General features: G+C 44.9%; 10 protein-coding genes, 1 pseudogene and 2 CRISPR repeat arrays (1 of these 13 running past the window's edge). Of the genes and pseudogenes, 2 read left to right on the top strand and 9 right to left on the bottom strand.

The genetic code is table 11. The annotated features are described in order from the left end of the window. Nucleotides 1–232: 232 nt before the first annotated feature. Nucleotides 233–514, top strand: a pseudogene (locus ACLFWI_RS01160) (cyclic nucleotide-binding domain-containing protein); the annotation flags it as partial. A gap of 90 nt (nucleotides 515–604) precedes the next feature. Continuing rightward, a CRISPR array of direct repeats spans nucleotides 605–1,520; the repeat unit is 37 nt; unit sequence GTTTCAATCCCGTTGCCGGGATTCATTAATAGGAAAC. 205 nt (nucleotides 1,521–1,725) lie between these two features. Here ACLFWI_RS01160 and cas2 read toward each other — a convergent pair. From cas2 to ACLFWI_RS01115, 9 genes are all read right to left on the bottom strand, one after another. After that, nucleotides 1,726–2,025 (bottom strand): CRISPR-associated endonuclease Cas2, encoded by a 300-nt coding sequence (gene cas2, locus ACLFWI_RS01155; RefSeq protein ID WP_446411369.1) that lies wholly within the window; start codon nucleotides 2,023–2,025, stop codon nucleotides 1,726–1,728. Then, nucleotides 2,022–2,999, bottom strand: a complete 978-nt coding sequence (gene cas1d / locus ACLFWI_RS01150) for a type I-D CRISPR-associated endonuclease Cas1d (protein WP_446411368.1) — start codon at nucleotides 2,997–2,999, stop codon at nucleotides 2,022–2,024. Before cas1d ends, cas2 begins: the two co-directional genes overlap by 4 nt. A gap of 238 nt (nucleotides 3,000–3,237) precedes the next feature. Then, complete coding sequence (gene cas4, locus ACLFWI_RS01145) at nucleotides 3,238–3,816, bottom strand: CRISPR-associated protein Cas4 (protein WP_446411371.1); 579 nt, start codon at nucleotides 3,814–3,816, stop codon at nucleotides 3,238–3,240. An 86-nt stretch (nucleotides 3,817–3,902) separates the two neighbouring features. Then, nucleotides 3,903–4,700, bottom strand: coding sequence for a CRISPR system precrRNA processing endoribonuclease RAMP protein Cas6 (gene cas6 / locus ACLFWI_RS01140; RefSeq protein ID WP_446411367.1), 798 nt, complete (start codon nucleotides 4,698–4,700; stop codon nucleotides 3,903–3,905). Further along, entirely contained in the window at nucleotides 4,672–5,445 is a 774-nt protein-coding gene (cas5d, locus tag ACLFWI_RS01135; protein WP_446411366.1) for a type I-D CRISPR-associated protein Cas5/Csc1, read from the bottom strand. Before cas5d ends, cas6 begins: the two co-directional genes overlap by 29 nt. A gap of 237 nt (nucleotides 5,446–5,682) precedes the next feature. Next, entirely contained in the window at nucleotides 5,683–6,669 is a 987-nt protein-coding gene (gene cas7d, locus ACLFWI_RS01130; protein WP_446411365.1) for a type I-D CRISPR-associated protein Cas7/Csc2, read from the bottom strand. 72 nt (nucleotides 6,670–6,741) lie between these two features. Then, nucleotides 6,742–9,618, bottom strand: coding sequence for a type I-D CRISPR-associated protein Cas10d/Csc3 (cas10d, locus tag ACLFWI_RS01125; protein WP_446411364.1), 2,877 nt, complete (start codon nucleotides 9,616–9,618; stop codon nucleotides 6,742–6,744). A 197-nt stretch (nucleotides 9,619–9,815) separates the two neighbouring features. After that, on the bottom strand, nucleotides 9,816–11,993 hold the full coding sequence (gene cas3, locus ACLFWI_RS01120; RefSeq protein ID WP_446411363.1) for a type I-D CRISPR-associated helicase Cas3': 2,178 nt from the start codon (nucleotides 11,991–11,993) through the stop codon (nucleotides 9,816–9,818). Between the two features lie 146 nt (nucleotides 11,994–12,139). Further along, nucleotides 12,140–12,409 (bottom strand): hypothetical protein, encoded by a 270-nt coding sequence (locus ACLFWI_RS01115; RefSeq protein ID WP_446411362.1) that lies wholly within the window; start codon nucleotides 12,407–12,409, stop codon nucleotides 12,140–12,142. A gap of 488 nt (nucleotides 12,410–12,897) precedes the next feature. Between ACLFWI_RS01115 and ACLFWI_RS01110 the strand changes: the two genes are divergently transcribed. Further along, the gene (locus ACLFWI_RS01110) at nucleotides 12,898–13,041 is read left to right on the top strand and encodes a hypothetical protein (RefSeq protein ID WP_446411361.1); all 144 of its coding nucleotides are present in this window, start codon (nucleotides 12,898–12,900) and stop codon (nucleotides 13,039–13,041) included. Nucleotides 13,042–13,276: 235 nt separating this feature from the next. Next, a CRISPR array of direct repeats spans nucleotides 13,277–13,794; the repeat unit is 37 nt; unit sequence GTTTCCTTATAATGAATCCCGGTAACGGGATTGAAAC; it runs 477 nt beyond the window's last position.

The following is a 13,794-nucleotide window of genomic DNA, read 5'->3' as shown; positions in this document are numbered from 1 at the left end:
GGCGGGTTTAGTCACATTCGGGTGCAACCGAAACGATAATCGTGAAACCCGCCCCGATAAACCTGTGTCAGGGCGGGTTTAGTCACATTCGGGTGCAACCGAAACGATAATCGTGAAACCCGCCCCTACATAATCACACGCTATGGCTTCTGTCTTCTGCCTTTGGCTATATCTGGTATTTTGCCTCCTTGGGGTATAATTACCCACAATAAAATGCTCTGGCAGACAGAACATGTTAGAACCCGCAAACACAGTCAGCATCTTACAGAAACAGGCTGATCCTCAGACATTTTCTGCCGATCAGGTTATTTTTAAAGAAGGTGATCCGGCGAACTACATGTATGGCATCTTGGATGGAGAAGTCAACATCTCGGTCAATGGTAATATTGTGGAAACCATTGGCAAGGGTGAGGTGTTTGGTACAGGGACATTGATTGGAGTAGACGGTAGAACCTATAGCGCGATCGCGAAAACAGATTGTACTTTGGCATTTCTGGATCAGCAGCGATTCCTGTTTGCGGTTCAGGAAACACCCATGTTTGCCTTGAATGTGATGAAAAGTTATTCAGAACGCCTCGATCGCTTAACTCATAGTATTATGTCAGATTGAATCCCGTTGCCGGGATTCATTAATAGGAAACCTCAGCAAAGCTCGTTGCAAGGCTCCCAGAATCGATCGGTTTCAATCCCGTTGCCGGGATTCATTAATAGGAAACTTCTCCTTCCTTTCTTCCTCGCCAGTTTTATTATTATTTTGTTTCAATCCCGTTGCCGGGATTCATTAATAGGAAACATAAGTGCAATTGCTTCTAAATCAGTCATATTTTTGTTTCAATCCCGTTGCCGGGATTCATTAATAGGAAACCAATGATTGTTAGTGGTGGTCAAGACGGAATGATTGTTTCAATCCCGTTGCCGGGATTCATTAATAGGAAACAGAGGGTCTGCCACCTTCCCCCTTTTCTCTTAATAAAGTTTCAATCCCGTTGCCGGGATTCATTAATAGGAAACAACTGGGCTAAAGTTGGGCGGGATAGCCATTATTAATGTTTCAATCCCGTTGCCGGGATTCATTAATAGGAAACATGAAGCTTCACGACGTTTAATGGATAAGTGGTATGTTTCAATCCCGTTGCCGGGATTCATTAATAGGAAACTATTCGACTTTGGCTAATTTTACCGCCTACAGAACGTTTCAATCCCGTTGCCGGGATTCATTAATAGGAAACGCTTATGATGTGGTGAATGAAGCTTTCAGTGAGTAGTTTCAATCCCGTTGCCGGGATTCATTAATAGGAAACGCCGATTGACAACTCTGTCGTCATATTCGATTCATGTTTCAATCCCGTTGCCGGGATTCATTAATAGGAAACTTCTGGCTAAAACTGCTAATTCTGTTGTTGTGCTAGATGTTTCAATCCCGTTGCCGGGATTCATTAATAGGAAACATTTCACCAACTTCGCACTAGAACCGGGTGGTGTTGTTTCAATCCCGTTGCCGGGATTCATTAATAGGAAACCCCGCCCTCTGAAACCCTTTCTAGCCGGGACTCCCACAGCCAATTTTGACGGCAGACGGAATCCAGGAGCTGAAATGGACTTTTTGCTTTTTTCGCCCTTTCCAAAAAACGGCTGAAATCTTTAATTGTCAAGGTTCCTAGCGTTTTGACGGCAAACCGGGTTTTTCGCCCCCGCTTCGTCCCGTCAAAAATCCGCTTATTCACATCATAGAATGAGAGTCTGTTCTTGTCGAGGTTTTTCTGAGCCGTAGGTGATCGTTTTCCGTACCGCACCCGCATCCAGCACATAAATGCGTACCGAATCCTCCGCCGGCTTAATCAACCCTTCCACCCTCACCTTGAGTTTAGCAAACTGCATCCCCGTCAGAAAACACTCAAACACACTGTACTGCGTGCGCGTGCCATAGCCACAAAGCAGATCATGCAACCGCTTGCGCCGCTTATTCGCCGCCTTATTATCCGGCAAATCATAGACAATCAAATAAAATAACGTCTGGTTCTTCATCGAAGACTCAACGGTGGATACACCACCCCCTCCTGTAAATGACGACTCAATAGACGCGCCTGTAACTCCACCCCACGGCGATAAGTACATTGATACCCAAACACCGGATGCTTAAACTCCGAGGTCATCTTTCGTTCAAACGCCTCTAAAAAGGATTTTCGTCCCGTATCCGAAAGCCGATACGCCCCCAAACTCTCGGTAAAATCCTTGGGCTTTAACTGACGCCGACTCATCACCGACAACACCAAACTATCCGCAATTAACGGGCGAAATTCCTCCATTAAATCCAACACCAGCGCCGGTTGACCGCGAGTCGTTTCATGGAGATAGCCAATATAAGGATCTAACCCGGCAATATGTACCGCCGCTGTCACCTGTACCCGCAACAATCCATAGGCAAAACTCAACAACGCATTCACCGGATCAGTCGGCGGACGGCGATTTCGCCCCGTAAACGTCCATTCGTCTCCTAAAATCTCCGACCAATAACTAAAATACTCCCGCGCCGCTAACCCTTCAACCCCCCGCACTTGGTCAAGGGTTGTTTGTTCCTGAACCAACAACTTACGCTGCTTCAGGGGACTATTTTTCTGCCCATATCGATACAAAACATTATGCTGATTATGAATTTTCGTCGTAATAATCGCCTTGACTAATGCCAGCCGACGTGCATCATCGCGATGAACATCATATTGCGCCAATCTCAGTTGACCATTATGAGAATAACCGGGAAGCGCTGATCCTAAATACTTGCCAAAACAGGACAAATAATGCACCGGAATTCCCAATTCCAAGGCATACGTCAGCGCATCTCCCGTAATTTGCGGATTCCCCATCAACACCACCTGCTCCACCGTTTGAGCGGGTATGGATTGTTTTTTCCAGGCACCCTGGGGCTGTTTCAACGCCACCTTAAACGCCTCATAGGTTTTACTCAAAACTGCATCCGGTTGAGTCACATAAACAACAGACATAATTCCTCCTTATTTGTCATTTGTCATTGGTCATTTGTCATTTGTCATTTGTCATTCGTCATTCGTATGCTATTACCCAAAACCTCTATCGGTAGGGTGTGTTAGCGCAGCGTAACGCACCTTGATTATTACAAGTTCGTAGTCGGCACGAAGCGTGCCATAAGCGCTAAAGCGCTTACTACAAACGGTAGTTGGCACGAAGCGTGCCATAAGCGCTAAAGCGCTTACTACAAACGACTTAGCGCCGTAACTGTTTCATTTCCACGGGCAAACAAATACCCCGCAAACTACAATCTCGGCATTTTTTCCGATGGTCAATCGGTGCAGGTATCGCCCCCAAAATCGCCGCCTGTGCTGCTTTAATTCCCTCTTCTGTCGCTTGACGCAATTCCGGCGTAAACAGCACCCTTTCCCGGCGACGGTTCGCGTAGTAAAAAATTTCCCCCAAAGCAATCGTTCTCCCCGTGCGTTCTTCCAAACACAACGCCGCCCCACACAACTGAAAATGGTCATTCAAATGTCGAGCCATGCGCCCCTTCTTATACTCCAAGGGAATCAGCTCACCCTCCCGTTCTTCCACCGCATCAATCACACCATTAATCAACAGGCGATCGCTCCACACCCATTGTTGACGATACACTATAGTATCGCCCTCCTGACTCTCACCCTCCCGATCAATATTTCGATGCAAATGACGCCCCAAAATAATATGCTCATTATCCGCCATTTCCCCCAACTGATACTCCAGAAAAAAGCGACGCGGACAATATTCCCAAGCATTCAAATATGCCAACGGTAGATAATCTTGTTCATTCATCATCATTATTATTATTATTCATGATTATATAGGTGCATGGCATTGCCATGCCCTTACCCAGTTAAGGTGGGTGGGCAATGCCCACCCTACTGAATTTGTCCCATTCCCATCGATGTTTTCCGACCCACCCCGGAAAAAAAGGCAAAATGAGATAATATTGTTGCCACCTTAATTTGTTCCGGTTCCCGAAAGCGATACCGCACCCAACCTTGAGCGCCAATTTCCGCTCCCCCCTCCATCTTCAGGGCATAAGTTTTCAACTCATACGCCGCAACTAACCCTTGCCATTCCACCTCAGGAAACCTCAACTCCTCCGGTGCAAAACTATTCCAACGTCGCCACAAACTGCCAAACACCAGTTCCGGTAACGGAAAGGTTTGGATACCCTGACTCTGCTTAAAACTCGTCGGCGACAGAAACCTTAACTCAATGTCTTTACTCATTTGTGGCGTAGTTACCAAAAGCCGATAATCCGCCGCACTAACTAACCGATGGGTTCCCGGTAATGTATAAATCGTCCGCAGTACAAACGGAAACTTTGCCAACACCAACGGTTCGGTTCCCCAGGCTTCAATACCCGATAACAAAACAGGTAATAAACTGCCATCCAGCAAACCAATACGACAGTAAAAAGTATCCCCCGGTTTTACCCCGCCGCGACGACGATTTCCCAGTAAACCCGATAAACTCAACGGGGAGGCTTGGCTAACATGAATCTGATCAGCGATTTGAGGATTTCCCAGTTTTAACCAATTCATCACCATCGAATGCAGCGCCCGCGACAACGTAGCCGAGATATATCCCTTATCCGCCGCCGCTAATTCCACAACCACAGAATAAAGGGTTTCCGGTTTATCAGGCGGTAGCAACATAGCTGGCTCCATAATAAGCACCCCTAGGTAAACAAATAGACTCCGGTAGATGAGGAAACTGTCCGCGCAGTGATGTCCAATCTTCCGGCTTCGATTGCCAATAATCCCCTGTTAATTGTGCCTGACTGATTAAACTAACGGGCGGCATAACAATGCGGTTATACAGTAGTAGTCTAGTATCAGCTGTTAAATCCAATGGATTTAACGGATGTTGGCAACGATAGGTTCCCGACTGAACTGAAAGCACCGAATCCGGAATCTTGATCACATCAACTCGCACTTTTGCCGCCCATTTACCCAGCCGTATCCAGCGGGGAATTTTTACCCTGTCTGGGGCAATAATATAGGTGCGATATTCACTCCCAACTGCTAATTCCTTCGCCCGCCCATAATTAATCGGGTAATTTCGGTCTGCACCTTTATCGCCAAACTGTTTTGACTTGCCATAATAGGTGGTTTGTGCGGCTTTAAATGTATTCACTTGATAAGACCAATTTAGCGGCTGGGCGGGAAAAACATAAATTCCCGCTTGATTGAGATACAAGAGATTTTGCTCCGCATTAGTATCTAAATATCCGGGTTTTTGGGCGGCTTGTCCATGAAGGCGATAGGGTTGGGGAATATAGTCTACCTTAAATAGAGCATAACTGATTGCCCAATTATGCAAATACTTTTCCGTTTCATAGAGAATTCCCATCTCCCGCGTGGCAAAAAATAGGTTGTCGTGTAGTGTCAGGGTACAGTGATAGAGCGTCATTAATCATGTCCTTGAAATATGGGTAGGGTGTGTTAGTATGTTAGCTAATAGGTAATGCCCACCCTAGGGCTATCTGAATGTTCACCGTATGTAGCGCAAGTGAGTGTGAATTCTGTAGGGGCGGGTTTCACCACTATCTTTTCGGTTGCAACCTGATGTAACTAAACCCGCCCCGACTCAGGTTCACCTGATTATCCGCCATTAGGTTCGTAGAAGCGCTAAAGCGCTTACTACAAGCTATTTCTTACCCTTTTTTTTCAACGCCCCATAAGTTTCAGCGTAGGTTTGTGTTTGCTGATAAAGTGTTGTCATCATCGACAACAACTGAGCCTCATCTTGATAGAGAGAACCCACTTCATTGAGTAACTCTGCTAACTCAGCCCCCAAAATCACCTGACTTTTTCGCACCGGTTCATCATTGAGTAAAGTAGACATAACCTCCCTCGCTTTAACCTGCATCTCAGAAATCGGCGCATTAATATTCTCCTTTAAGCTATCATAAAGTGCCTGCGTAAAATGCAAATTGCTGAAAATTTCCCCATCACACAGCACAACCCCAACCAGGTAATTTTTCATCGTCCCCGTGCGCGATTCCTGGGCGCCATAACGCCGCGTTCGCAGTAGATTTCCCAGCACATAAATAAATCCTTGATATGTGGGATCACGCAAAGTTTCCACCGAGGGAAATGTCACTTCTGGCAAAACATGATCCAGTTCATTAATTGCACTCCGCATCTCACCCCCCTCACTCATGGTTCCCCCTTCAAAGGGCGCATTAAACGTAAAACTGCGATGGGATTGTTCATAAGAGGAGAGGGAGAAGGTTGAATCTGAATACACTTTAGAGCGTTCCGAACCACTATCGCCAATGGCAAACCCATAAATAATACAATCGGGGCATTTCTTACAGGAACCTTCACCATTATATTCACAGTGCTTTTGCTTTTCGTCACTATCAGCACTGGTTAAGTCTAATGAGCGCAGTAATTCTCGTCCGGTTAATCGTTCTGGCGTGGTTTGTTTCCGCTTAAACATAACCAAACGACTGATATAGTCACGGTTTACCAATCCCGCTTGGGTTCGGGCTGTATTCAGAATCCCATCGGTTTGAAATACCGGAAAGGATTGGCTGTGACGCAAGAGAATAAAGTGAACATATTTCCCAGAGGCTAAACGAGGGAAAGCGGGTTGAAATTGCGATTTTAAGCTATCTAAAATGCTCATAATGTCTCCTGAGTTGTGAGAGGAACGGTGCGTTACGCTGCGCTAACACACCCTACGAATAAAGGCTTGGCGTTAGTTCTCGTTTGGGGCAGATTTCTCTTGCAAAGCTAACCAACGATAGGCAAATTCAGCCCCAGATTTAATCCGATTGCGGTTTTCTTGCAGCAAGGCGCGATCATTCTTGTAACAATCACCGAGTAATTCGGTTACACAGGTACTCATAAAGGTACGAACTGCAATTAATTCACTGATCTCATCCTTGCGTAGTGGACGGTTATATCGTTCGCAACGTTTGAGAGCATCGGCAATTTGTCCAGCGCCTGTTTCGATGAGATACTCTGCATCTATCCAATGAGGACTATTCAGAATTACCTCTAAAGCAATAGAAATAGGTTTGAGAATTGAATGACTGGATTCCTTTGTGTAAACTTTACCCGATTCATCTTCACCCACTCGGTAAAACCTGCGATATTCACGTACCATTTTTTCGATTAGACTCATATATTTATCTCCAACTGACCAAATCTGGGCATAACTCCAATATCGTTCAACCTCTTCTGTCGTCGCGTCTCGTTTCTGTCGGCGTAACTGTTCATTTGCCAAGGCAAATATATTTAAAACATTGGTCATCACCTCCCTAACGGTGCCATTAAAAGCTTGCCAACGCGCATCTGGTTTATGACTGCGAGTCTCTAAATGTAAACTGTAGGCAATTAATAAGCGATTTAACGCCTGTTCTAATTCCTGTAAGCGTAAATCCGTGTTTAAGCCTAAAAGCGTCCAAAATTCTGCCATTCCATCTAATCGAACAGACTCTAGAAACTCCTTATCGCTAACATAAATGGGATCAGAACTAGGTGTGGCTACCACTTTTACACCCAGAACCACGGGTAAAAGTAAGGCTAAAAAAGCAGGTTCAATCCAAGCCTCCGTATAGGTTTTCCCCATGGTTTTTGTATACGTCATTGCCATAAAGGGTAGGTCTTGGGTTGAGTAGTGACTCCCATAACGTCCGGCTTTAGGTTCCTTGTCTTCGGTGAGTAAATCTTGTAGAACACGGAAATCCATTTCCGCTTCTCGCCATTGTTTCCGCACGTCCCAAAGGTTCACCTTTTTCAGCCGTTTCACTAATCGACCCATGGCTCTGGCGATTTGGGGAGAATAGACATAAGCGGGGAAAATATAGAGAAAGATTGGCTTTTTTTCCTCTAACTTTCCGGCGGGAACCGCCCAATACGCTTGTCGCAAAATCATCTCCAACGACCAAATCTTAGAAATGCCGCGCTTAATTCGTCGTCCGCCTAAGGCATTTTTATTGCTATACTGCTGGGGTTTAAATAAAACCACAGAATCAAACTGATCCTCGGCAGCAAATTCACCAGAACTTAAGGAGCAAATGGCTTGATTCTTGACCTTAGCTTCGACATAAGCAGTCAGTTCCTGTTCAAAGGGTACTAACGTTTTATCCCAACCCGACAGTTCAAAGTATTGTTTCAGGTAATCCTGAAAGACTTGGTAGGTTACACTGTCATGGTCAGGGAGTAAATGATTCTCCTGCGCCCAATTTGCTAAACTTGTGCCAAATTCCTGTAAAAACGCGGTCAATTCTGGTGAATTCGGATGGCGATTGAACTCGGTTTTCGCTATATAATTAGCTGCAACCTGATACCATCCATAATTGACGCCTCCTTTTTGGATTTTAGTTTGTTCTGGCGATAGATTCGATAGGGTTAATTGAGTTAATACCCAATTAATGTACACTTCTGAACCCGCAAAAAACTCTCTTTGAATAAGAATAATTAATTCTGCCAGTCGATCTGCCCATACATCAGCACCCCTCTCTAAAAAGGCTCGTTCTCCTTCCGGAAGAGAGAGTTTATCCAATCGTTTTGGGGTGGCGGGTTTCTTGATGTTTTTAACCGTCTGAATAATCACATCGGGAAGCAAATTAATCAGTTTATCTGGACGCAATAACTCTCGTGTCAGGGGAGCAATTTTCAGCCCTTTACCATCACGAATAAATCCCACATCCCCCTGACTAAACAGTTCCTCTAATCCTCTGACATTGCTGCTTTCATCACCTTGGAGAATCATTTCCCACACAATGCTTTGAATGTCCTCTAGAGTGGGAGAGTCCGACGCTTGAGGGGCGAGGTAAACGGTTCCTTGAGCAAAATAGAGAATCGGTTTCCAACCCTGTTGTTGAGCAAACTGATCAACAGCCTGATGAATTCGATTTGTCAGCAATCCCCGACAATCTCGCAGGCGATGGTAAACCAGCTTATAGTCGAAATCCAATCCCAAATCTGCCAAAAGTTCCTTTAAGCGATCGCCTCCTCGTTGGGTTACAATATCTCCAGGATCATTGAGGTGAACGGCTATATCTCCAAAAGCCAGTAAATCACACAAGCGATCGCGTTCGATAGCCGCTAATCTCAGACGCTGTTCCTGATTTTCCCAGTTCGACGCAATCCGGTTACTTCCCCGCTTCCGTTGGGTATTTTGGGCGAGGAAACAGATATCTACCTGATAGTCTTTCCACTCCTCCCAGAAGGCGGAAAAGTTGAGCAAGTTTCCCAAATTATGGCATTTCTGGACAATTTCTGTGGTTTGATGGGCGCCAGGAGAGGCTTCACCGCGATGATGATAATACTTATCATAGTCATGTAAGGTAAAACCTAAGCACAGTAAACGCTGTTCTATATCTGATAACGAATCCGGTAATTCTTTGCTGAGATTCCACGCCACCAGTAAACCATTGAGCACATGAACCAGTAAACTCTGATCCGCTTTATTGGCAAACTGAGGTTCTACTCCACCCAAGGCGGGAAGCAGGGCAAATTGTTGTTCTAATGCAGGTAAAATGGTGTCAATAAACTCTCGTACTATTGACGCTTCCTCTTCCTCGGAAAGGGTTTCAATGAGCAATCGTTGTAATAAGGTAGTCATTGGTCATTTGTCCTTTGTCATTAGTCATTGGTCATTAGTCATTGGTCATTTGTCCTTTGTCGGGTGCAAAATTTAAGTTGTAGGGTGTGTTAGCGAAGCGTAACGCACCAAAATTTAAATTGTAGTTGTAGGGTGTGTTAGCGAAATCGAAACCCACCGAGATTTAAAATGTAGGGTGCGACGACACCATCCCAAACTCAACCAAAAATATAAGGTTTAGTCCGTTGACACCGCTTCAGTTTCCACTTCAACGCTTCTAACAGCAAAGCATCCTGATTAAACGCACAGGCGTAAGACTCATCATCAGCATCAGTCAGTTGATACAAGCCAAAATTAGGACTGAGGTAGAGACGATTTCTCACATCCCAAATCGTCGGATGTTGGCGAGACAAAGGAACCAAAAATGCTAAGAGTTTCTGGCGACTAATTTGTTGATTCAGGGGCGAACGTTGGGGATGTCCTTCGATACTCACCCCATCAATCCGGGTTAAAGTACATAAAGTTAGCTCATCTGTACCCCACTCACAATCTAATTCAATATCATATCTTTGGTCTGACCAAGATTGGATTTTTAGGTAAACTTGAATATAGCGTTCAGGAAATTCCGTTTCCGCGCGATCGCGTTTCGCCGCTTCCTCTAGAAAAGCTTGGCGTTTCATCACTTCAACCGCTGCATAAGGAAGCAGTAGCAGCAAATCATAGGTATAAAACCGCGAATATTCCGGTTCCCAAACCGCCGCTTGTAAATCAGAACTCCCACGAAACCGGAGTAATTCCTCCTGAATCGCTTGACCTGTTTTATCCTTCCCTAAACCACACCAATGACCCCGCTTTTTATCCAGTTGTTCACCATACACCTGACGCAGATCCTGAATAATGCGATCGCGCCATGCTTGAGTTACCGCTAGCCGTTCCCCTCGTTCTCGTTTATTGGCGATTTTTGCCCCACTAATACTAAATAGCATTCCCTGTGCTTGTAACGCCCCCCAATAGCGGCGATACTGTTCATACTCCTGGGGAGGATTAAAGACTTGCTCAATGATTTCTTCTCGAAACTGAGTCCGATCAACGGTTTCTCCTGAAACTAAAATATTTTGCAACTGAGGAACAATCCAACGCATCCACCCCGGAATTAAGGCAAAGGCTTTATAATAAGTAAATCCTTTGTGACGACCCAAACGACCTAAGCGTTGAATAAATGTCGCCGAATCACTGGCTTCAAAAATCAGCAGGTGAATATCAAAATCGACGCCCACATCAACGGCGGATGTTGCCACAATTAAGACGGGTTGTTCCGAATGTTCTAATTCCTGGCGTGTGATTTCCCGTTCCGGTTGGTCAACTCGACCACTAATTTCTTTAACAACAACTTCATCCCCGAATAAGTTCTGGAGTTGACGCACCACCTGATTCACCAATGCGACTGAATTGAGAATAATTAACCCTCGTCCTCGCGTTTCACCTTGAAGAAGGCTTTTAATCACCTGGATTTGCTCGGTTAACCACTTCAAAGCATCGGTATCTTTGAGTTCAACAAATTCCAGTTCCACAGGTTGAGCAATTTGGCAATATCCCTGACAATTTTCACTCCTGTAATGTCCCGATAGTTCCTGAACCCGGAAACCCGCCTGCTTAAGCTGGGTAATAAAGTTAGGTTTCGGCGTAGCTGAGGTAAATAGAACCTTAAGTGGACTATTCCTTTGCCGAGTCTGGCGAATTAAGATTAAACTATTCAGGATAGCCGTTTCCTGATGTTCTCGGAAAATGTGAAACTCATCACACAGATAAAGATGGGGATACTGGGCTAAGGCATAAGGAAGCAATCCTGGCTCAGTTGCGGGGTTATAATACCGAAAATGTAGGATTAAGTGAAAGATATCTGGATTCGTCAGGATAAAATGAGAGCGTTTGAGCGATCGCAAGAGTTCCTTAAATTTATTTCCCTTCTGTGCTTGTTCGACTCGCTTGGCTAATTCTTTCCCATACAGGCTATCAATCCGTTTGTTATGAGCGGACGTAAACCAGCGCAGATAGTTCGTTTTAATCTGATTCTCTTGATCGGCAATCAGTTCAATGGTTGGGTATAATGCAACCATACGAAATTGGGGATTCAGCAAGCCGAGTAAGTAAGCGGCGAGGGATTTTCCGCCTCCTGTTGCACTTTTATTAAAGATAATATCGACTTGATCACAGAGTAACTGGGCATAAGTCTGGGCTTGATGCCAGAATAGAGGACAAGTTTGACCATGGCGTGGCTGCAACACAGAGGCGGAGGTTTGCGATTCGACAACTCGACAAGCGCGATCGCATCCCAGTGGACAATTCCCCACCCCAGGATTAAGCTGGGAATACAAGGGGCGTAGATGAATTTTCATTCTGAATCGTTTTGTTCGATATTCCCAACTTAATACTCCCTTCTCTAAAGTCGTAGTCAAATTTTGATAACATCTCAAATAAGGGAGTAATGAGTCCTCAGACGTTAGATTTTCTGAGGACTCAGTTGCCTAGAGAGTTATTGGATTTACTCAACCAGCTTTTCTTCGTACAGCTTCCAACTGTCACGCCCTTGATGCCAAATTAAATAGGTATTCAAAGATAGAACAGTTCCCATTGGACAGGTACGAAGAACATCTTGGGAAACACCCAAGTGTTTTTGCAATTGCTTCGTTGTTAAGTTGTTCTGTTTGGTGGACGCTTGAGAAAGCTGAAACTGCTTAGGTTTCGGCGTTGTCCATCCCTGTTTTCCCGGCGTGAACAGTGGTGGCTGCGATTCGGTGTTAAAATTAGACATACCAATCTATCCAGCTCCAGGCTGGGCGATTTGTGTTTACTAAGTTGAGTAGGTAGCTAGCTGAGTGGGGGTGAGAGCTTACTCAGCTAGAGCCGTACTCTCAACAAAATGCAATTGACACTTTGTTTTTATCCAATAGGAGCGTTACCTGAAGGGAAGTTCAGGAGCGCTCCTTATTCTGTAGGTTAGCATAAATTTGACCTTGTTTAGTCTAGGTAAATATATTAGTACCAAATTTTGGGTGATAATATATATACGTCACCCAGCTTGTGCGATAATGACTTGAGGGAGAGGCTAGACGTAATAAATCAGATTGCCTCAATGAATCCTGCTAAGCGGGATTGAAACCTAATGTATTTCCGTAGGCTAGAGTCTCGCTCTCTCCCTCTCACTTATGTCTTCCAACTACAACAAATCGCCTTTGCCCTAGAAATCCTCAAATTCCTAGCCAAACCACCGAGAAAGCGCCGGGATTTAGGGCATCTCCTTTGAAAATATCTAGAACAGCAGGGTTTATAGGAATTAGCTTGATGTTTGGCAAACGCGATCGCATCTCAGTGGACAACTCCCTACTCCAGCAAATCTTCTGGGGAGTTGCGTGTCGCGATCGCTCTAGCCAATCTACTGGCTAACCTGGACAAGATGAGAGTCTCATTCTATGATGTGAATAAGCCGATTTTTGACGGGCGAAAGCGGGGGCGAAAACCCCGGTCAGCCGTCAAAACGCTAGGAACCTTGACAATTAAAGATTTCAGCCTTTTTTGGAAAAGGGCAAAAAAAGCAAAAAGTCCATTTCAGCCCCTGGATTTCGTCAGCCGTCAAAATTGGCTGTGGGAATCCCGGCTAGAAAGGGTTTCAGAGGGCGGGGTTTCCTTATAATGAATCCCGGTAACGGGATTGAAACAACGAATTTTTACGGATCAAGTACGAAAATACACAGGTTTCCTTATAATGAATCCCGGTAACGGGATTGAAACTCCGCTGTAGCCTGTCTCCCAAATGGGATACTAGTAGTTTCCTTATAATGAATCCCGGTAACGGGATTGAAACTACCATTTGTCTTTCTTAATTACTAGGATTTCTATAGTTTCCTTATAATGAATCCCGGTAACGGGATTGAAACATCGTTCTCAAAAGCCTTAACAACTTCTTTAATAGGTTTCCTTATAATGAATCCCGGTAACGGGATTGAAACATTTAATCCCGCTTCCATTGCCCGAATAGCCCAAGCGGTTTCCTTATAATGAATCCCGGTAACGGGATTGAAACCTTAAAGACAATGCTCCGACCCGCTACGAAACTAGGGTTTCCTTATAATGAATCCCGGTAACGGGATTGAAACCTGCCATGATTGTAGCGTTTGTCGGCTTGTGTCTACGTTTCCT

The organism is Coleofasciculus sp. (genome assembly GCF_046539235.1).
In the GTDB taxonomy this organism is placed as follows: Bacteria; Cyanobacteriota; Cyanobacteriia; order Cyanobacteriales; family Coleofasciculaceae; genus Coleofasciculus.
Note: the sequence above shows the minus strand (reverse complement) of the source record. Positions and strands in the feature narration are given on the sequence as shown.

Coding starts and splice junctions, on each gene's coding strand:
- cas2 (WP_446411369.1), bottom strand. CDS start 2,025: ATGAAGAACCAGACGTTATTTTATTTGATTGTCTATGATTTGCCGGAT.
- cas1d (WP_446411368.1), bottom strand. CDS start 2,999: ATGTCTGTTGTTTATGTGACTCAACCGGATGCAGTTTTGAGTAAAACC.
- cas4 (WP_446411371.1), bottom strand. CDS start 3,816: ATGAATGAACAAGATTATCTACCGTTGGCATATTTGAATGCTTGGGAA.
- cas6 (WP_446411367.1), bottom strand. CDS start 4,700: ATGGAGCCAGCTATGTTGCTACCGCCTGATAAACCGGAAACCCTTTAT.
- cas5d (WP_446411366.1), bottom strand. CDS start 5,445: ATGACGCTCTATCACTGTACCCTGACACTACACGACAACCTATTTTTT.
- cas7d (WP_446411365.1), bottom strand. CDS start 6,669: ATGAGCATTTTAGATAGCTTAAAATCGCAATTTCAACCCGCTTTCCCT.
- cas10d (WP_446411364.1), bottom strand. CDS start 9,618: ATGACTACCTTATTACAACGATTGCTCATTGAAACCCTTTCCGAGGAA.
- cas3 (WP_446411363.1), bottom strand. CDS start 11,993: ATGAAAATTCATCTACGCCCCTTGTATTCCCAGCTTAATCCTGGGGTG.
- ACLFWI_RS01115 (WP_446411362.1), bottom strand. CDS start 12,409: ATGTCTAATTTTAACACCGAATCGCAGCCACCACTGTTCACGCCGGGA.